This window comes from Achromobacter sp. Marseille-Q4962 (assembly GCF_943737005.1).
Taxonomy (GTDB): Bacteria; Pseudomonadota; Gammaproteobacteria; order Burkholderiales; family Burkholderiaceae_B; genus Achromobacter.
This window is the reverse complement of record NZ_CALSFU010000033.1, coordinates 1-18,635: the sequence shown is the minus strand read 5'-3', so window position 1 is coordinate 18,635 and position 18,635 is coordinate 1. Positions and strand designations below refer to the sequence as shown.

Here is an 18,635-nt window from a genome sequence, read left to right as displayed (position 1 = left end):
CCCTCGCCGCGAAGGCGGGAGGCCATGGCCCGGAAATGTTGTCGCCCTTGTTCCCCTTGTCCTTTTCTGGATCGTTTTGCAGGCACAACCGTTTTCCGGCCCGCCGCGGGTTTCGCCCGCGGCGGGCCGTGAATCAAAGCACCGCCATGCGGCTGTTCACGAGATCCGTGACGAGCATGTGCCCCGGCGCGTGGGTAATGCAGAACTCCGGGCGCACCGCCGCCACCACGGACTGCGGCGTCACCCCGCAAGCCCAGAACACGGGCAGCTCGCCATCGCGGATCTCGACCGGATCACCATAATCCGGCTTGGCGATATCGGCAATTCCGATTAGCGAGGGGTCGCCGAGATGCACCGGCGCGCCGTGGACCGACGGAAAGCGCGACGTGACCTGGATGGCCCGGATGGCGTCGGCCGCCTTGAGCGGCCGCATCGACACCACGAGCTGGCCGCTGAACACGCCCGCCGGCTGCGTGGCGATGCTGGTGCGGTACATGGGCACGTTGCAGCCCTGCTCGATGTGGCGCACCGGCAGGCCGTTGTCCAGCATGGCCTCCTCGAAAGAGAAGGAACAGCCGATCAGGAACGACACCAGGTCGTCGCGCCAGTATTCGCGCACATCGGCCGGCTCGGCCACCAGCTCCCCGTTCTTCCAGACGCGGTAGCGCGGGAGGTCGGTGCGGATGTCGATGTCCCGGCCCAGTTCGGGCAGCGCCGGATTGCCGGGCTCGGACATCGCGAGCAGCGGACACGGCTTGGGATTGCGCTGGCAGAACAGCAGGAAATCCGCGGCCAGCGCCTGCGGAAGAATGGCCAGGTTGGCCTGGACGTGGCCGGGCGCGAGGTTGGCCGTGGGCCCGGTCCATTTGCCGCTGCGGGCGTCGAGCCGCGCCTTGCGCGCGAGTTCGACGCTGTTGATGGACGCGCCGGTCTTGGACATGCCGTACTTCCCCCTGAATCTGATCGTCGAGTGCGCACATTGCACCGCAGGTCGCGCCCTGCGTCTAATCACATCTTGCGATATGCCCCGATCAGAATTTCTTATCAGGGTTTTGCCGGATGGCGCCGCGCCTCGGCCTTGGCGATCTGCTGCGCGGCCCGGGCCACGGTGCGCGGAATCGCGCTGTCCGGCCCCTGCATCCAGCACGCCGTGTAATAGAGCGGCGGCAGCTCGGGCGCCTTGACGTCCAGCACGCGCAACTGCCCCTGCGTCAGCTCCGTGCCGAGAATGACCGGCGCGATGACGGCCGTGCCAATGCCGTCGATCGCCATGCGCACGATCACGCTGAGCGCCGAGCTGCCGTACATGCGCGGCGATTCCACGCCGGCCTGCTGCAGCAGCGTGCGCACGGCGCGGTGGGGTTCGGTGGTGGAAGAATAGGTAATGACCGGCCACTGCGCGAGCCGCTTGAGCGGAATGGGCGCGCGCCCCACCTTGAGCTTGGGGCTGGCCAGCCAGCTCAGGGGATACTGGCAGAGATATACGTTCTCGATACGCGGCTCTTCCATCGGGCCCAGCAGGAACGCGAGGTCGATCTGGCGCGAATTCAGCAGCGACTTGAGCGCCGTGGTGGTGTCGACCTGGATTTCCACCATGAGCGCGGGGTAGGCTTCGTGCAGGTACTCCATGAGGTGCGCGAGCCAGGTGTGCACGATGGTTTCCGACACGCCGAGCCGCAAGGTGCCGCTCATGACGCTCTTGGCGCGGGCGGCCTCCAGCATGTCGCCGCGCAGCTGCAGCATGCGCTCGGCGTGCGACAGCAGCTCGCGCCCCTTGGCGGTGAGCGAGATGCCCCGCACGTCGCGCTCGAACAGCTTGACGCCCAGGTCGGATTCGAGCGAAGCGATGCGCTGCGAGATGGCGGGCTGGGTGGCGCTGAGCTTCTCGGCCGCGGCGCGGAAGCCGCCCAGCGTGGCCACCCAGAAAAACGTCTCGATATTGCGCAGGTCGATCATGCGGTCGTTCCGTGGCGGTCGAGGCCGCCATCTTAGCGCCGCCGCGTCCGGCCGGGCTCAGCGGCCGGCGTACAGATCCTCCACCGCCATCCCGACGGCCAGGATGCGGCGGTCCGCGCCGTTGCTGCCCGCGATCATCAGGCCCACCGGCGCGCTGCCGGGCGCGTGGCAAGGCACCGACAGCGCGCAGCCGTCCAGGAAGTTGATGAGCGTGGGATTGCGCAGGATGAGGCCGTTGGCCGCGTAATAGGCCTCGTCGCTGGCGGCCAGGTCGGCCACCGGCGGCGCCACGATGGGCACGGTGGGCAGCACCAGGGCATCGTAGCCGGCAATGCGCCGGTCCACCGCCGCCACCCAGGCTTCGCGCGCATCCAGCAGGTCGAGATAGTCGGCCGCGCTCATGTCCTTGCCGCGCAGGATGCGCGACACCACGCGCGGGTCGTAGCGGCCGCCCGCCCGGGCGATGAGGTCGCGGTGCCAGGCCCAGGCTTCGGCAGCGGTGAATCCGCCCTTGGCGTTGATGCCGGCCAGCGCGGCGAACTCGGGCACTGCGATTTCCTCGACCAGCGCGCCGGCCGCCGACAGGCGTGCGAGCGCCTGGCGGAAGCTGTCGGCCACGTGATTGTCCATGGCGTCCAGCGCCAGCGTGGTAGGCACCGCCAGCCGCAGCCCGCGCAGCTGCGCGGGCTCGGGCGCGGGCGCGTTGTCGCCGGAGATAATGGCGTCCAGCGCCGCGCAGCACCGCACCGTAGGCGCGATGGGGCCGATGGAATCCAGGTTGGCCGACAGCGGCAGCACGCCCGCCATGGACACGCGCCAGGCGCTGGGCTTGAAGCCCGCCAGGCCGCACAGCGCCGACGGAATGCGCACCGAGCCGCCGGTGTCCGAGCCAATGCCGGCCACGGCCATGCCGTCGCTCACCGACACTGCCGCGCCCGAGGACGAGCCGCCCGGAATGCGGCCGGTGGCGCGGTCCCAGGGGTTGAGCGGCGTACCGTAATGGGGATTGATGCCCAGCCCCGAATAGGCGAACTCCGTCATGTTGGTGCGGCCCACGATGACCGCGCCGGCGGCGATCAGGCGGTCGACCACCACGGCGTTGTGCTCGGCGGGCGGTTCGCCCTCGCGCGCGACCGAGCCGGCCATGGTGGTTTCGCCCCTGACGTCGAACAGGTCTTTGATGCTCACCGGTAGGCCGTCCACCGCCGAGCGGCGCAGGCCCGCCTCGCGCAGCAGGTCGGAAGCGCGGGCCTGCGCGCGCGCCTGCTCCGCGTACACGCGGGTGAACGCGCGGGCGCCCTCGCCCGCCGGATCTCCGATCCGCGCCAGCGCTTCCTCGGTGAGTTCGATGGAGGTCTTGCGGCCCTCCTGCAGGGCCAGGTTCAGTTCGTCAAGGGTCGAAAGCATATGCGATTCCGTTGCCGCCGGGCGGCGTGAATGAGTCGGTTGCGCCCCGCAGCCGGAGCGCGGCGGACTGCCGGAAGGCAGGCCATGCGCGGCCCGGGCCGCGCGGACCCCGGGCCGCCCGCGTCAGGCCACCACCGGCAGCGTCTCCACATGATAGCGGTGACGCAGGCTGCGCCGGCGGCGAGGATCGTGGAGTTCCATGGAAAAAACGGCCGAAGGGCGGATGCCGCCGATCGCGGCCACGGTGCCGCAGGTCATGCCCGTGCCCTCGGGCAGCATGGCCGCGCCGCCGGTGTAGCCGGCGATCAGGTCCTGGGGCGTGCGCAGCGAGGAGAGCGGCCCTTCCTGGTAGAGCACTTCGACGCCGTTTTCCACGATGCAGGCGCGGATGACCAGCTCGTCCCAGTGGCCGGCCACGTCGGCCAGGCGCCACGCGCTGCGCGCCACGGGCTTGACGCACGCCTGCTTGGACATCGCCACGCTGTAGGTTTCGAGCTTGCGGTCGGTGTGGTCGGAGGCGATGCTCACGTACATCTCGCCGCCGGCGCAGAACACGAAGGTTTCCACCTCGCCCGACGAATCGCCGCCCAGGGCCTGCACGCGCTCCTGCTGCGTGAGCTGGTTGTCGGCGATGCGGTAGTACAGCGGCACGCTGCTGGGCCTCGGCACGCCGATGGCTTCCAGTTCCTCGATGTGGTGCTCGATGGCGGCCATGTCGCGGCCGGCCCAGCCGGCCACGACCAGGTTGCGGATGTCCACCTCGACCTGGCGGGGCGGGGCGTCTTCGATATCGAATACGGCTTTCATGATGAGTCTGTCCTGCGGGAAAAAGAAGAAGGCGCGGCCGGACCGCGCCCGGGAGGAAACCGCCGATCAGCCGAACGCGCGCGGCATCCACAGCGCCACGTCCGGCCAGAACGCCAGGATCGCCAGCATCACGAACATGGCCAGCACGAACGGCAGGCTGCCCACGATCACCGCGGTCATGTTGCCGCTCTTGCGCAGGCTCTGGACCACGAAGAGATTCAGGCCCACGGGCGGCGTGATGAGCGCGGCCTCGACCAGGATGATGATCACGATGCCCAGCCAGATCGGGTCGTAGCCCAGCGCGATCATGATGGGCGCCACGATGGGAATGGTGGTAATCATCATGGACAGCGTTTCCATGAAGCAGCCCAGCACCAGGTAGAACACCACCACGATGAACAGCATCCACCCCGGCGACAGGCCCAGGCCGGTAATGGACTGCGTCAGCGCATCGGTCAGGCCGGTGGCCGACATGACGAAGTTGAGGAAGCTCGCGGCGATCACGATGAGCATGATCATGGCCGTGGAGCGCATGGTGCCCTCCACCACTTCGCGCAGCATGGACCAGCTCAGGCGGCGGAACCATGCGGCCAGGATCAGCGCGCCCAGCACGCCCAGGGCGGCGGCCTCGGTGGGCGTGGCCAGCCCCGCGTAGATGGAGCCCACCACCAGGAAGAAAATGCCCAGCGGCGGCCCCAGGTGCACCAGGCTGGCGATGCGCTGCCCCCAGGTGGCGCGGATCTTCTTGCCGCCCCACTCGGGCCGGGCCACGCAGGCCAGGGCCACGGTCACCATGAAGAGCACGGCCATGGCAAGGCCCGGGATGATGCCGGCGAGGTACAGCTTGGGCACCGAGGAGTTGGTCAGCACGCCGTAGATCACCAGGTTGATCGAAGGCGGAATCAGGATGCCCAGCGTGCCGCCGGCGGCCAGGCTGCCCAGGAACAGCGGCTCGTTGTAGCCGTACTTCCGTATCTGCGGGATGGCCACCGTGCCTACCGTGGCGGCCGTGGCCACGCTGGATCCGGAGGTCGCCGAGAACAGCGTGGAGGCGCCGATGTTGGCGTGCATCAGCCCGCCCGGCAACCACGACAGCCACAGGCTCATGGCGCCGTACATGCGCTCGGCGAAGCCGGCGCGCAGCAGCACCTCGCCCAGCATGATGAACAGCGGAATGGCGACCAGCAGGAACTCGTTGTTGGCGCTCCAGGAGATTTCCCCGATCGCGCGCGACAGGGGCAGCATGGAAAACAGCGGGTCCAGGATCAGGCCCAGCACGCCCAGGGCGGCGCCCACCGGAATGGAAATGCCGATCAGGACCAGCAGCAGCGTCAGCGCGGTGGCGATCATGCGGATTCTCCCCGGACCATGCGTTCGCCGGCGGCCGCTTCCTCGTCCGCCTCTTCCTGCGCCGAGCGCACGCCGCAGATCTGCTTGACCAGTTCGATGTCGCCGGTGACCAGCGCCGCCGAGGCGCGCGCCAGCATCAGCGCCACCGTCACGCACATCCACGCCAGCCCCAGCGTCCACAGGCCCTGCGGAATCCAGAGCGGCGTAGCCAGCGGCGTGTTGGCGGCGGACTTCTGGCTCCACGAGGCGGCCACCACGTCGTAGGCGTAATACGTCAGGCAGACCATGAAGACAGCCAGCGCCACCAGCGAGATCCAGTCCAGCAGCGCCGAGACGCGCACCGGCAGGAACTGGTAGAGCACGTCCACGCGCACGTTGGCGCGCTGCAGCGTGGCGAACGCCAGGGCCCAGGACGTGCTGATGGCGAAGGCGTAGCTCGACAGCTCGTCGGCGCCGCCGGTGGAGAACCCCAGGAACTTGCGCGCCAGTACGTCGAAGGAAATAAGCAGCACGCTGGCGATGGTGAGCGCGCCGCCGGCCCAGACGGCCAGCCGCGAAAAATGCTCGGCGCGCCGCAATAGTCCGCCCAGGAGGCGGAAATGTTCGGCTTGATTCATGAAAGAGAACCCCTGCGGGCGGAGCCCGCGTCATAACCAGCCGGCGCGCGGCGCGCGCCGGCCCCGCGCTTGCTTACTTGCTGGCGGTCAGGCCCAGCGTCTTGCCGATGGTGGCGTTGAAGTCCTTGACGCACTGCGCCGAGCAGCGGGCGGCCCACTTGGGCAGCACGGCTTCGCGGGTGACCTTCGCGAGCAGCTCGCGGTCGGCCTCGGTGGGCTGCACCAGCGTCATCTTGCCCTTGACGGGGTACGGGCAGGCGGCGGCGCCGGTGTTGCAGTCATAGCCTTCCTGCGTCTGGCGCGCGGCCGCGTCCCAGATGTTGTCCACCAGGGTCTTGATGTTGGCCTGCAGGAAGTCGCGCACCTTGGGGTCCAGCTTGTCCCAGGCCTTCTGGTTCACGGCGTGGATTTGCTGGTTCCAGTTGATGGGCAGCGCCACCAGGTGGGTAGACACCTCGTACCACTTGGCCGAATAGCCGGACAGCGAACCCGTGATGGCGCAATCGACCACCTTGTTCTGCAGCGCCGGCACCACTTCGCCGAACGCCATGGTCACGCTGGAGCCGCCCAGCGCCTCGACGAACTCGGCGGTGGTGCGGCTGCTGGTGCGCACCTTCTTGCCCTTGATGTCGGCCAGGCCCTTGATGTCGGCGTTGCAGAACAGCACCTGGGCCGGATAGGTGGAAATGCCCAGCAGCTTGACGTTGCTGCCCTCTCCGTAGATGCGCGCATAGACCGGCTCGAAGGCATCGGTGACGGCGCGCGCCGTCTTGGCGTCCGGCGCCAGGCCGGCCAGGTCGATGGCCTCGTTGACCGGATTGTCGCTGGCGAAGTAGGCCAGCGTGGCGGTGCCGAACTCGATCACGCCCTGCGACATCAGGCGCAGCAGCTCGGGGCCCTTCAGGCCCATTTCGTTGAAGCCCTTGATTTCCGCCGTCACCTGACCCTTGGACAGCTCGGGAACGGTCTTGGTCCAGAACGGCTTTTCGTAGTCGTTGTAGGCCGTCAGGTTCGACAGGCCGCCCACCACCTTGAGGCGGGTCTTGGGCAGGTCCTGCGCACTTGCGGCGCCGAAGACCAGACTGGCGGCAAGGGCGGCGTAGGCAAGAGACTTCTTCATGGGCTAACTCCTGGCTGGCGGGATGGTCTGCCGCGCGCGGGTCCCCGTGGCCCCGGCGTCGCGCGGACGGATTGCCGGCGACCCGGACGCGGGGAGCGCGGCCCGCAGGCCCCGGCGCGCGGCCGGCGCCCTGCCCGGTTTTTCCCCCCGCGCCGTGTGCCCGGCGCGCTCTTTATCGTGTCGCGGCGCCATTGCACCGTCAGGCGCGGCGAGCGTCCAATCGTATGTTGCGATACGGGGGTATAAATTTTTCTTTGGTCTGGCCGGCGGCGGCGGCCGTCATCGCGCGCAAAGCCGCGCCGGCTGCGGCTTTGCGCCGCACGGGCCGCCGCCGCGCCCGGCCCGCGCAAAGCCGGGCCGATGCGGGCGGGTTGGGGAAAACACCTAGCCGCCGTCGGTCTGCGCCGCCACCTTCTGCGCCATCTGCGCGATCAGGCGCGCCGCGTGGCTGTCCGGCCCCTGCACCCAGCTCGCGGTAAAGCTGAGCTCGGGCAGCGGGTCGGCCTGCACCTGCAGGATGCGCAGCTCGCCGCGCGCCAGTTCCTTGCCCAGGAACACCGGCGCGATCACGCTGCTGCCGATGGCGTCCAGCGTCATGCGCACCACCATCGACATCGAGGCGCTGCCGTACATGCGCGGCGCGGCCACGCCGGCGCGCGTCAGCATGTCGCGCACCACGCGGTATGGCGCGCTGTTGGAGGGATAGGTAATGATGGGCAGCCGCGCGATGCGGTCCAGCGTCAGCGGCTCCGGCCCCAGGTCCAGCATGGGGCTCGCCACCCAGGCCAGCGGATAGCTGCACAGGGGCAGGTTCTCGACCCGCGCCTCCAGCACCGGCCCCATCAGGAAGGCCAGGTCGATCTGGCGAGCCATGAGGTGCGAGCGCAGCACGTGCGTGGTGTCGACTTCGATCTCCAGCACCAGCGCCGGATAGGCCGCGTGAATCAGCTCGATCAGGGTGGGCAGCCAGGTCTGCACGATGGTTTCGGCCACGCCGATGCGAACGGTGCCGGTCATGACGTTCTGCTCGCGCGCCGCCTCGAACATGTCGCGGCGCACCTGCAGCATGCGCTCGGCGTGCGACAGCAGTTCATGGCCCTTGGCCGTCAGCTTGACGCCGCGCGCGTCGCGGTCGAACAGCCGCACGCCCAGGTCGGCCTCCAGCGCGGCAATGCGCTGCGACACCGCGGGCTGGGTGGTGTTGAGCTTATCCGAGGCCGCGCGGAAGCTGCCCAGGGTGGCCACCCAGAAGAATGTCTCGACGTTGCGTAGTTCGATCATGAGCCTGTGCCTTCGCGGCGAAGCGTGCGTGGGGAGCGCCTCGCGCCGGGCGTATTATCTCAGTGTCCCGCCGCGCTCGCGGCCGCGCCCGTTCCACCAGGAGACCCGCCATGCCCCTGACCGCCGACGCCCAGGGCGTCTACCCGATCGCCCCCACCCCGTTCTTCGACGACGGCCGCATCGACACCGCGTCGATCGACCGCATGATGGATTTCTACCACGGCTGCGGCGCCACCGGCCTGACCGTGCTGGGCCAATTGGGCGAGGCCCAGAAGCTCGAGCACGCCGAGTCGCTGGCGGTGGCCAGCCAGGTCATCGGCCGCGCCGGGGCCTTGCCCGTCATCGTGGGGGTATCGGCGCCGGGTTTTGCCGCCATGCGCGCGCTGACGCACGAGGTCATGGCGCGCGGCGCGGCGGGCGTAATGATCGCGCCGCCCAACACGCTGCGCACCGACGACCAGATCGTGAACTATTACCGCCAGGCGGTGGAGGCCATCGGCGCGGACGTGCCGTTCGTGCTGCAGGACTACCCCCTCACCTTCTCCGTGCAGATGAGCCCCGGCGTCATCAAGCGCATCGTGACCGAGCTGCCTTCGTGCGTCATGCTCAAGCACGAGGACTGGCCCGGCCTGGAGAAGATCTCGACGCTGCGCGCCTACGAGAAGGCGGGCGAGATGCGCCATATTTCCATCCTCTGCGGCAACAACGGGCTGTTCCTGGACTACGAGCTCGAGCGCGGCGCCGACGGCGCCAACACGGGCTACTGCTTCCCGGACATGCTGTGCGACGTGGTGCGGATGGCGGCCCGGGGCGAACGCGAGGCGGCGCACGATCTCTTCGACGCCCACCTGCCCCTGCTGCGCTACGAACAGCAGCCCGGCGTGGGGCTGGCGGTGCGCAAGTACGTGCTGATGCGCCGCGGCATACTGGCCTCGGCGGCGCAGCGCAAACCCGCCGGCGCGCTGTCGGCGCAAGCCCGCCAGGAAGTCGATCACCTGCTCGGGCGTCTGGCCAGGAAAGATCCGCGCGCGGCCTCGCTGGCGCGCTGAAGCGCGCCGGGGCGCGCGGGGCGAGGCCGGCGCGGGATGCGCGTATCATGTCAGCCTTCCGACGCCGCTACCCAGAAAGGAGCCCCGACATATGCCCCCGGCCGCCGAAGGTCGCCCCAATGCCGCGATCCGCAGCACGCTGACCGGCATCCTGCTGCTCGTGCTGTCCATGTGGACCCTGTCGTGCCTGGACGCGAGCGGCAAGTGGGTCATGAGCGCCGGGGTTCCGCTGCTGGTGCTGTCGTGGTTCCGCTATGCGGTGCACCTGGTGCTCGTGCTGGCGCTGGTGCTGCCTTCGCGCGGGCTGCGCGTGCTGCGCAGCAAGGGACCGCGCGAGCAGATCGTGCGGGGCTGCTCGATGTTCCTGGCCACGCTGATGTTCTTCACCACGCTGAGCTACATCCCGCAGGCCGAGGCCACCGCCATCAACTTCCTGGCCCCGCTCATCGTGCTTTCGGCGGCGCCCTGGATCCTGCGCGAGCCCGCGCGGCTGTCGCGCTTCGTGGCCGCGGGCGTGGCGTTCGCGGGCGTGCTCATCATCATCCGGCCGGGCGGCGGACTGCATCCGGTGGGCACCGTGTTCGGCCTGCTGACCGCCTGTTGCTTCGCGGTGCAATTCATCGCCACGCGCCGCGTGGCGGCCGACGATCCCTTCACGTCGCTGATCTGGAGCGGCGCGGTCGGCACGGTCTTCCTCACGCTGGCCCTGCCCTTCGCGCTGCCCGCCGCCATGCCGGCGCTGCGCGCGCTGACGCCGCTGGAATGGACGGTGCTGATTTCCACCGGCGTGAGCGGCGGGCTGGGCCACCTGTTCCAGATCGCGGCCTACCGCCGCGCTCCGGCCTCGACCCTGGCGCCTTTCATCTACCTGCAGATCATCAGCGCCTCCAGCGTGGGCTGGCTGGTCTGGGGCCACTTCCCCGATGCGCTCACCTGGGTGGGCATCGCCATCATCTGCGCCAGCGGCATCGGCATCGGCTGGATCGAATGGCGGCGCGCCGCCCCGGCGGCCAATACGGCCGGCGGCGCGCCGCGCCCGGCCCGCTGAGCGCGCGCCCCCGGCCGCAGCCACGCCCGCCGTCAGGCTCGCCCGTCGGCCGCCAGGCGGCCGCCCGCCAGCACTAGCTGCCGTTCGCAGCGCGCGGCCAGTTGCGGATCGTGCGTCACCAGCACGAGGGTGGCGCCGTGCTCGCGGTGCATGGCGAACATCAGGTCTATCACCGTGGCGCCGGTGGCCGCGTCCAGGCTGCCGGTGGGCTCGTCGGCGAACAGCAGTTCGGGCTGCACCACGAAGGCGCGCGCCAGGCTGACGCGCTGCTGTTCCCCGCCGGACAGCGTGCGCGGGTAATGATGCAGGCGCGCGCCCAGCCCCACGCGGTCCAGCATGGCGCGGGCATCCTCGCGCGCGGAACGCCCCGCCAGCTCCAGCGGCAGCATCACGTTTTCCAGCGCCGTCAGGTTGGGCAGCAACTGGAACGACTGGAACACGAAGCCCACGTGGCGCGCGCGCAGCGCCGCCCGGCCGTCTTCGTCCAGCGAGAACAGATCGCGGCCGGCCAGCCGCACGCTCCCGGCGGAGGGAACATCCAGCCCCGCCAGCAGTCCCAGCAGGGTCGACTTGCCCGATCCCGAACTGCCGGTGATGGCGACGGCGCTGCCCGCCTCGACCGTAAAATCGATATCTTCCAGGATGGACAACTCGCCGCCCGCGTCGGCAACCCGCTTTGCCAGCCCTTTCACTTCGATAGAGTTCCTGCTATCCATGCGACCTTTTTTCCGTATGTTCAGTCTGGTCCTGGCCTGCGCCGCGGCGGCCGTGACGGCTCACGCTCAGACCGCCGCCGCCCCCGCCGGTTCCGCCCAGCCCCGCGCCGTGCTGGTGGTGGGCGACAGCCTGTCGGCCGAGTACGGCATCCGGCGCGGCTCCGGCTGGGTGCCGCTGCTGGCCGCCCGGGTATCCGAACAATACCCCAAGTACCGCGTGGTCAACGCCAGCATCAGCGGCGACACCACCAGCGGCGGGCTGGCGCGCCTGCCCGCGCTGCTGCGCCAGCACGCGCCGGCGGTCGTGGTGCTGGAGCTGGGTTCCAACGACGCGCTGCGGGGCCTGTCGCTCGCCATGTCGGAACAGAACCTGCGCGCCATGGCGCGCGCCTCGCGCGAGGCCGGCGCGCGCGTGCTCATCGTGGGCATGCGGATTCCGCCCAACTACGGACGCGATTACGCGCAGCGCTTCGCGGGCATGTACGCCACGGTGGCCAGGGAAGAAAACGCCCGCCTCGCGCCCTTCCTCATGGACGGGATCGCCACCGACCGCGCCATGTTCCAGGCCGACGGCATCCACCCCAACGAGGCGGCGCAGCCCCGCCTGCTGGACAACGTCTGGCCCCAGTTGGAACCGCTGCTGCAGCCCGGCGCGGCGGCGGCCCGTGCCGGCTAGCCAGCACGGACGCAAGCCGGCGCGCCGCCGGCGCCCGACGGCCCGTTCCGGCCCTGGCGCCCCGCAACGGGCCGGTCCTCCAGCAACAGCCGCCCGAAACAGACAGGCCCGCGCGAGGCGGGCCTGTCTGTTTCGGGCGGCGCTGCCGCCGGCGCGTCAGCCCTGGGTGGGCTGGTCGCCCTTGATGGCTCCCGCGGCGGAGGGCAGCACCTGCACCTTGTACTGCTCGCGCAGCATGCGGACCACGGCCTCGCTTTCGGCCTGGCCCCAGGCGCCGGAGAGCTGCTGCGCGAGGCGATCGCGATCGGACGCTTCGACGGCGCCCGCCTCGACCTTCTCCACGCGCACCACCGTGTAGTCGGCGCCGGCCTGCACGCCGGCATAGGCCGGCAGTTTGTCGGCGGGCAGGCGCATGGCGGCCTCCAGCACCGGGCGGGCCAGGGTCTTGGGATCCTGGCGCGAAACGGTGAGCGCGGGCTCGAAACCCTCGGGAACCGCGGCCGGGTCGGCCTGGTCGGCCTGCAGCGCGGCTTCGCCGGCCTTCCTGGCGGCCTCGGCGGAACGCTCGTCCAGCAGCCTGGCGCGAATGATGTCGCTGACCTTGGCCAGCGGCGGAACGTGGGCCGGCTCCACCGCCGCCACGCGCACGGCGAGCATCGTGGACGGCGAGAGTTCGATCACGCCGGAGTTCTGCTTCTCGCGCAGTACGTCGGGCGAGAACAGCACCTGGCGCACGCGCGGGTTGTCGAGCAGCTCGGCGTCGGGGCCGCCGGCCGCGGCGCCCGGGCCCGCCTGGCTGGCCGGCAGCAGGCCGGTGCGCGTCACGCCCGAAGCGGTGCGCAGCTTGAGCCCCACCGCGTCGGCCGCCGGCTGCAGGCTGTCGCGTTGGTCGTAGACCTGCTTGTTGAGCTGGCTGGCCATGTCCGCGAAGCGCTCGGAGGCAAGCTGCTTGACCACTTCGGCCTTGATCTGGTCCTTGACCTCGGCCAGCGGCTTGATGGAGGCCGGCTGGATCTCGGTGACCTTCACGATGTGCAGCGCGCTGGGGGTTTCGATCACGCCCGAGACCTGGTCCTGCTTCTGGGCGAAGATGGCCTTGCCCAGGGGACCGCCGATCGAGTCGGGCGCGAGCCAGCCCAGGTCGCCGCCCTTGCCGGCCGAGCCGGCGTCCTGCGAATTGGCGCGCGCCAGTTCGGCGAAGCGGGAGGGATCGGCTGCGGCCTCGCGCGCCAGCTTCTCGGCCTTTTCCTGCGCGGCCTTGCGCGCATCGGCCGAAGCCCCGGCCGGCAGCGTGATCATGATGTGGCTGGCGCGGCGGCGCTCGGGAGCGCCGAAGCGCGCCTTGTTCTGTTCGTAGTACGAGGCCAGGTCTTCGTCCTTGACCTGCACGCCCTGGGTGGCCGCCGCCTCGTCGAGCACCAGGTACTGCACCTGGACCTGCTCGGGCACTTCGAGCTGCTGCTTGTTGGCCTCGTACCATGCCTGGATGTCCTCGGGCGTGACGGTGACCTGCGAGCGGTAATCGGCGGCGTGGAAGGTGCGCAGCTGCACGGTGCGCTGCTGGGTGAGGGCGTTCTCGATGAACGTCACCACGGCGCCGGGCGCGCGCGCCGACTGGGCCACGGGCTCCAGCACGCGGCCCACGGCGAGCTCGCGGCGCAGGCCGGCTTCGTAGGTGGTGGGGGTCAGGCCCTGGGCGGCCAGCACCTGGCGGTAGCGCTCGGCCGAGAAACGGCCGTTGTCCTGCACTTCGGGAATCGCCGCGATGGTGTTGCGCAGCGTGGCGTCGGACACCGAGAAGCGGTTGTCCACGGCGACGTTGGCCAGCAGGCGCTGGTCGATGAGCTGGTTGAGCAGCGCCTCGCGCATCTCGGGCGTGTCGATGAGCGCCGGATCGAACTGCGCGCCCAGACGCTGGCGGAACTGCTCAAGCTGGTTGCGGTGCGCCATATCGAATTCGGCGCGCGTGACCGGCTGGCCGTTGACCGTAGCCAGTTCGGGCTCGCGGCGCATGAAGCTCTCATAGCCCTGAATTCCGACCAGGAAGAAGGACGGCACGATCAGAAGCAGCAGAATCAACTGCATCCAGCGCCGATGGCTGCGAATAAACTCGAACATGGAATCCCTGTTGCCGCGCGCGGCAGCGATGGCGGTTTCGTACCGCCTTGCACCGCCATGGCCGCACCGCGCGAAAAACGCATAAAAAAAGGCGAACGCGATTCGCCCTGTTCCCATACCGGATAGACCGGGTCAGCCGGGGGATTCTAGCACTACTCCGGGGCGTGCAAGGCCGGAATTCCCCGGGGAAAGCCCTGGCCGCGCCCCAAGTAGGAGTATCCTTGCAAGCCTGCCGCCGCGATCGGCGCGGCGGCACTCGCCCTACCCCTGTCGACACCCCGGCGGCGGCCCCGTTCCGCCCCCCTGCTTCGCACCATCATGAGCGCACAACTACCTTCCTGGCCGTACTCCCGCTACATCGCCCACCGCGGCGGCGGCCGCCTGGCTCCCGAGAACACCCTGGCCGCCATGCGCGTGGGGGCCGGGCACGGATTCACCATGTTCGAATACGACGTGAAACTGAGCCGCGACAACGTGCTGGTGCTCATGCACGATGACGACGTGGACCGCACCTCCAACGGCCATGGCCCCGCGGCCGCCAAGACCTACGCCGAGCTCGCGCAGCTCGATTTCGGCAGCTGGCACTCGTCCGCCTACGCCGGCGAGCCGCTGCCCACGTTTGCCGCCGTGGCGCGCTATACGCTGGCCAACGGCATCGCCAGCAACGTCGAGATCAAGCCCTGCCCCGGCCGCGAGGCCGAGACGGGCGCGGCCGTCGCCCGCGCCGCCCGCGAGCTCTGGAAGAACGCCCCCGTGGCGCCCCTGCTCTCGTCCTTTGCCGAGCCGGCCCTGCAGGCCGCGCTGGAAACCGCGCCCGAGCTGCCGCGCGCGCTGCTCGTGGAAAAGGTGCCGGCCGATTGGCTGGAACGCCTGCGCAAATACCAGTGCGTGGCGCTGAACATCAATCAGAAAGACGCCACGCGCGAGCTGGTGGACGCCGTGCATGCGGCCGGCTACCGCATCGCCGCCTGGACCGTCAACGACCCCGAGCGCGCCCGCCTGCTGCTCGACTGGGGCGTGGACGGCATTTTCACCGACGAGCTGGCCGCCATCCGGCCGGCCGCCTGAGGCCGCCCGTGTTCAGTTACCGCCACGCTTTCCATGCCGGCAACCATGCCGACGTGCTCAAGCACGCCATCCTGGTCCACACGCTGGACTACTTCAACCGCAAGGACGCTCCCTACTGGGTGGTGGACACGCACGCCGGCGCGGGCCTGTACAGCCTGGACGGCGCCTGGGCCGCCAAGACGGCCGAGGCCGCCACCGGCATCGCGCGCCTCTGGGACCGCGACGACCTGCCCCCCATCCTGGCCGAATACGTGGCCCGGGTGCGCAGCTACAACATCGACGGCCGGCTGCGCATCTACCCGGGCTCGCCCTGGCTCGCGCTGGACACGCTGCGGCCCTCGGACCGCCTGCGGCTGTTCGAAATGCACCCCACCGAGATCGACGCGCTGGCCGCCAACCTGGACCACCTCGACCGCCAGGCCCAGCGCCAGACCACGATCTACGGCGAAGACGGCTTCGAGGGCGTCAAGGCCCTGCTTCCGCCGCCGACGCGGCGCGGCATGGTGCTGATCGACCCGTCGTATGAAGACAAGCACGACTACCGCCGCGCGCTGAACACCGTCAAGGAATGCCTGAAGCGCTTCGCCACCGGCACCTGCCTGGTCTGGTATCCGCTGGTGCAGCGCCGCGAGGCGGGCGAGCTGGCCCGCCACCTCGAGAACCTCAAGGTCAAGAGCTGGCTGCACGCCACGCTGACCGTCAAGAAGGCGGCCATCGACGGCCATGGCCTGCACGGCAGCGGCATGTTCCTCGTCAACCCGCCCTGGACGCTGCACGACGCGCTCAAGCCCGCCATGCCCTGGCTGGCGCGCGAACTGGCGCAGGACGAGCGCGCCGGGTTCACGCTGCAGTACCGCGAAAACTAGCGGAGCCCGCCGGGGCCGCGGCCAGCCTCGCGCGGGCCCGGGCTCGCGTCAGGCGGGCGTCTCTTCCTCTTCCCGCAATGCCGCGCGCGCCTGCGCCAGCTTGCCCGCCGCGTCGCGCAGGGCGGTGCGCAGCCCCTCTTCCACGACGGGATGGTAGAAAGGCATTTCCAGCATGCGCGCCACGGTAAGCTCCTGCTGGACCGCCCAGGCCAGCAGATGGCCGATGTGCTCGGCGCTGGGACCGATCATTTCGGCGCCCAGGAAGCGGCCGGTGGCGATATCGGCATATACGTGCAGCAGGCCGCGGTTCTTGAGCATGACGCGGGAGCGCCCCTGGTCGCCGAAATCCACTTCGCCGGTCACGAAAGTGCCCGGCGCCAGCCGCGCATGGGCCGCGCCGGCCACGGCGATTTGCGGGTCCGAGAACACCACCGCCAGCGGCGCGCGCCGCAGCCCCTTGCGCACGTCCGGAAAGCGCGCCGCGTTCTCGCCCGCGATGCGGCCCTCGTCGGCCGCCTCGTGCAGCAGCGGCGCGTCGGCGTTGGCGTCGCCCGCGATGAAGATGGGCGAGTCGCCGGCCTGCAGGGTGTCGCGGTCGAACGCCGGCACGCCCTGCGCGTTCAGCGCGAGGGTCGTGTGCTCCAGTCCCAGGCCGTCCACGTTGGGGCGGCGGCCGGTGGCCACCAGCGCATAGTCGAAACGCTCGGTGCGTTCGCTGTTGTCCAGCGCCACATAGCGCACTTCCACCTCGTCGCCCACGCGGCGCGTATCCAGCACGCGGGCGTCCGGGTCGAGATAGAACTCGCGCTGGAAAATCCGCCGCGCGCTCTGGCGCACCGCCGGGTCGCTGATGCCGCCCAGGCTGCCGCTCACGCCGAAGACCCGCACGTCCACGCCCAGGCGCGCCAGCGCCTGGCCGAGCTCCAGGCCGATCACGCCCGGGCCGAACACGGCCACGCGGGCCGGCAGGTCGTTCCATTCGAACACGTCGTCGTTGAGCACCAGGCGGTCGCCCAGATCGCGCAGCGGCGGCGGCACCGAGGGACGCGAGCCGGTGGCGATGACCACCCGCGAGGCGTGCACTTCGGTGTGGTCGTCCACCCGCAGCACGGTGTCGGACACGAAACGCGCATAACCGCGCAGCTTGTCCTGCGCGGGAATGTTCTCCACGCCTTCCAGCACGAAGCCCACGAAGCGGTCGCGCTCGCGCTTGACGCGCGCCATGACTTCGGCGCCGTCGACCGCGATGTCGCCGGACACGTGCACGCCAAAGGCTTCAGCGTGCGCGGCCTGGTGCGCGGCCTCGGCGGCCGCGATCAGCAGTTTGGACGGCATGCATCCCACGCGCGCGCAGGTGGTGCCATAGGGGCCGCCTTCGATCAGCAGCGCGCGCTTGCCGGCCGCGCGGGCGGCGCGGTAGGCGGCCAGGCCGGCGGTGCCGGCGCCGATGACGGCGATGTCGGTATGCAGGGTTTTCATGGCTGGGATTCCGTAATGTTTCGGGTGCGTGGGAAGGCCGGCGGATTTCCCGCTTTGCGCCCCTTTCGAAGGCGCAGACTCCCCCGCCGGCCGCGCGCGGCCGGAGCAAGGGGCGCAAAAAGGGAAATCCGGAAACAGGCCGGGCGGCGAATGCCCGGCCCCCGGGAGGGCGCTCGCCCTCCCCGTTCCGGCATCAGGCGAAGTGGGCCTTCAGGTCGTCCAGGCCGCCGATCAGCGAGCCGTTGATGAAGACCTGGGGAGCGGTGCCCTTGCCCGAAACCGCGCCGATGACGCGGCCGCGGACCTTGTGCTCGAGCGGAATCTCGATGGGCGCATAGCCCTTGTCCACCAGCAGCGCCTTGGCTTCCACGCAGAACGGGCAGCCGGGCTTGGAGAACACCACCACCTGGTCGGGCTTTTTGGCCGAGGGCGCGAAGTACGCCAGCATGGTATCGGCGTCCGACACCTCGAACGGGTCGCCTTCTTGCTCGGGCTCGATGAACATCTTCTCGATCACACCGTCTTTCACGAGCATGGAATAGCGCCAGCTGCGCTTGCCGAAGCCCAGGTCGCGCTTGTCGACCAGCATGCCCATACCCTCGGTGAATTCGCCGTTGCCGTCGGGCAGCAGCGTGATGTTGGCCGACTCCTGGTCCTTGGCCCATTCGTTCATCACGAAGCTGTCGTTCACCGACACGCAGACGATGCTGTCCACGCCGGCCTCGAAGAAGGCGGGAGCCAGTTCGTTGTAGCGCGGCAGGTGCGTGGACGAGCAGGTGGGGGTAAAGGCGCCGGGAAGCGAGAAAACCACGACGGTCTTGTTCTTGAAGAGGTCGTCGGTCGTGACCTTTTTCCAGTTGTTGCCCTCGCGGACGGGGAACGTTACGTTGGGGACACGTTGGCCTTCGCGGTTTTGCAGCATTCAATCTCTCCTGGTTGCGGGGTCGTCGTGACCACCATGGAAAGAATGATAAATTTCCACTATCAATTAATCCAATTTAATTATTTCAATGAATTGATAGCCATAATAAATTGATGATGGATTTTCATTAGGGCAAAGACTATCACACTCTGGCC

The 18,635-nt window shown here is 69.5% G+C and carries 17 protein-coding genes; 5 read left to right on the top strand and 12 right to left on the bottom strand.

Translation table 11 applies throughout. The features are described from left to right. Positions 1-133 precede the first annotated feature (133 nt). The 8 genes from NGJ44_RS20755 to NGJ44_RS20720 all read right to left on the bottom strand — a co-directional run bounded on the left by NGJ44_RS20755 (position 134) and on the right by NGJ44_RS20720 (position 8,538). A complete protein-coding gene (locus tag NGJ44_RS20755) occupies positions 134-940 on the bottom strand; it encodes a putative hydro-lyase (protein ID WP_053244417.1) in 807 nt (268 codons plus the stop codon). 104 nt (positions 941-1,044) lie between these two features. Then, positions 1,045-1,956, bottom strand: a complete 912-nt coding sequence (locus tag NGJ44_RS20750) for a LysR family transcriptional regulator (protein ID WP_053244416.1) — start codon at positions 1,954-1,956, stop codon at positions 1,045-1,047. Positions 1,957-2,013: 57 nt separating this feature from the next. Beyond that, entirely contained in the window at positions 2,014-3,363 is a 1,350-nt protein-coding gene (locus NGJ44_RS20745; RefSeq protein ID WP_251865547.1) for an amidase, read from the bottom strand. Between the two features lie 123 nt (positions 3,364-3,486). Further along, positions 3,487-4,170 carry a DUF2848 domain-containing protein gene (locus tag NGJ44_RS20740; protein ID WP_053244414.1) on the bottom strand — a complete coding sequence of 228 codons (684 nt, stop codon included), beginning with the start codon at positions 4,168-4,170 and terminating at the stop codon, positions 3,487-3,489. Between the two features lie 66 nt (positions 4,171-4,236). Beyond that, a complete protein-coding gene (locus tag NGJ44_RS20735) occupies positions 4,237-5,520 on the bottom strand; it encodes a TRAP transporter large permease (protein WP_053244413.1) in 1,284 nt (427 codons plus the stop codon). Beyond that, the gene (locus tag NGJ44_RS20730) at positions 5,517-6,137 is read right to left on the bottom strand and encodes a TRAP transporter small permease subunit (protein ID WP_053244412.1); all 621 of its coding nucleotides are present in this window, start codon (positions 6,135-6,137) and stop codon (positions 5,517-5,519) included. The genes NGJ44_RS20735 and NGJ44_RS20730 overlap by 4 nt, the downstream gene beginning before the upstream one ends. A gap of 73 nt (positions 6,138-6,210) precedes the next feature. After that, on the bottom strand, positions 6,211-7,257 hold the full coding sequence (locus NGJ44_RS20725) for a TRAP transporter substrate-binding protein (RefSeq protein WP_251865545.1): 1,047 nt from the start codon (positions 7,255-7,257) through the stop codon (positions 6,211-6,213). Positions 7,258-7,641: 384 nt separating this feature from the next. After that, positions 7,642-8,538, bottom strand: coding sequence for a LysR family transcriptional regulator (locus tag NGJ44_RS20720; RefSeq protein WP_053244411.1), 897 nt, complete (start codon positions 8,536-8,538; stop codon positions 7,642-7,644). A 110-nt stretch (positions 8,539-8,648) separates the two neighbouring features. Between NGJ44_RS20720 and NGJ44_RS20715 the strand changes: the two genes are divergently transcribed. Together NGJ44_RS20715 and NGJ44_RS20710 are read left to right on the top strand one after the other, a co-directional pair. Beyond that, positions 8,649-9,587 carry a dihydrodipicolinate synthase family protein gene (locus NGJ44_RS20715; RefSeq protein ID WP_251865543.1) on the top strand — a complete coding sequence of 313 codons (939 nt, stop codon included), beginning with the start codon at positions 8,649-8,651 and terminating at the stop codon, positions 9,585-9,587. Positions 9,588-9,678: 91 nt separating this feature from the next. After that, positions 9,679-10,635, top strand: coding sequence for a DMT family transporter (locus NGJ44_RS20710; RefSeq protein ID WP_251865541.1), 957 nt, complete (start codon positions 9,679-9,681; stop codon positions 10,633-10,635). Between the two features lie 32 nt (positions 10,636-10,667). On the opposite strand, the gene NGJ44_RS20705 is transcribed toward NGJ44_RS20710, so the two are convergent. Next, positions 10,668-11,351: an ABC transporter ATP-binding protein gene (locus NGJ44_RS20705; RefSeq protein WP_251865539.1), complete on the bottom strand. Its 684-nt coding sequence runs from the start codon at positions 11,349-11,351 to the stop codon at positions 10,668-10,670. Here NGJ44_RS20705 and NGJ44_RS20700 point away from each other — a divergent pair. After that, the gene (locus tag NGJ44_RS20700; protein ID WP_251865537.1) at positions 11,350-12,027 is read left to right on the top strand and encodes an arylesterase; all 678 of its coding nucleotides are present in this window, start codon (positions 11,350-11,352) and stop codon (positions 12,025-12,027) included. The genes NGJ44_RS20705 and NGJ44_RS20700 overlap by 2 nt on opposite strands. 156 nt (positions 12,028-12,183) lie before the next feature. Here NGJ44_RS20700 and NGJ44_RS20695 read toward each other — a convergent pair whose 3' ends face one another. Beyond that, positions 12,184-14,145, bottom strand: coding sequence for a SurA N-terminal domain-containing protein (locus tag NGJ44_RS20695; protein ID WP_053246485.1), 1,962 nt, complete (start codon positions 14,143-14,145; stop codon positions 12,184-12,186). Between the two features lie 318 nt (positions 14,146-14,463). Between NGJ44_RS20695 and ugpQ the strand changes: the two genes are divergently transcribed. Together ugpQ and NGJ44_RS20685 are read left to right on the top strand one after the other, a co-directional pair. Then, positions 14,464-15,213 (top strand): glycerophosphodiester phosphodiesterase, encoded by a 750-nt coding sequence (gene ugpQ / locus NGJ44_RS20690; RefSeq protein ID WP_251865536.1) that lies wholly within the window; start codon positions 14,464-14,466, stop codon positions 15,211-15,213. A gap of 8 nt (positions 15,214-15,221) precedes the next feature. Beyond that, entirely contained in the window at positions 15,222-16,079 is an 858-nt protein-coding gene (locus tag NGJ44_RS20685) for a 23S rRNA (adenine(2030)-N(6))-methyltransferase RlmJ (RefSeq protein ID WP_251865534.1), read from the top strand. Positions 16,080-16,127: 48 nt separating this feature from the next. Here the strand turns inward: NGJ44_RS20685 and NGJ44_RS20680 are convergent, their stop codons facing one another. Together NGJ44_RS20680 and NGJ44_RS20675 are read right to left on the bottom strand one after the other, a co-directional pair. Then, positions 16,128-17,558 (bottom strand): dihydrolipoyl dehydrogenase, encoded by a 1,431-nt coding sequence (locus NGJ44_RS20680; RefSeq protein ID WP_053246488.1) that lies wholly within the window; start codon positions 17,556-17,558, stop codon positions 16,128-16,130. Between the two features lie 193 nt (positions 17,559-17,751). Then, positions 17,752-18,480, bottom strand: a complete 729-nt coding sequence (locus NGJ44_RS20675; protein ID WP_053246489.1) for a glutathione peroxidase — start codon at positions 18,478-18,480, stop codon at positions 17,752-17,754. Positions 18,481-18,635 lie beyond the last annotated feature (155 nt).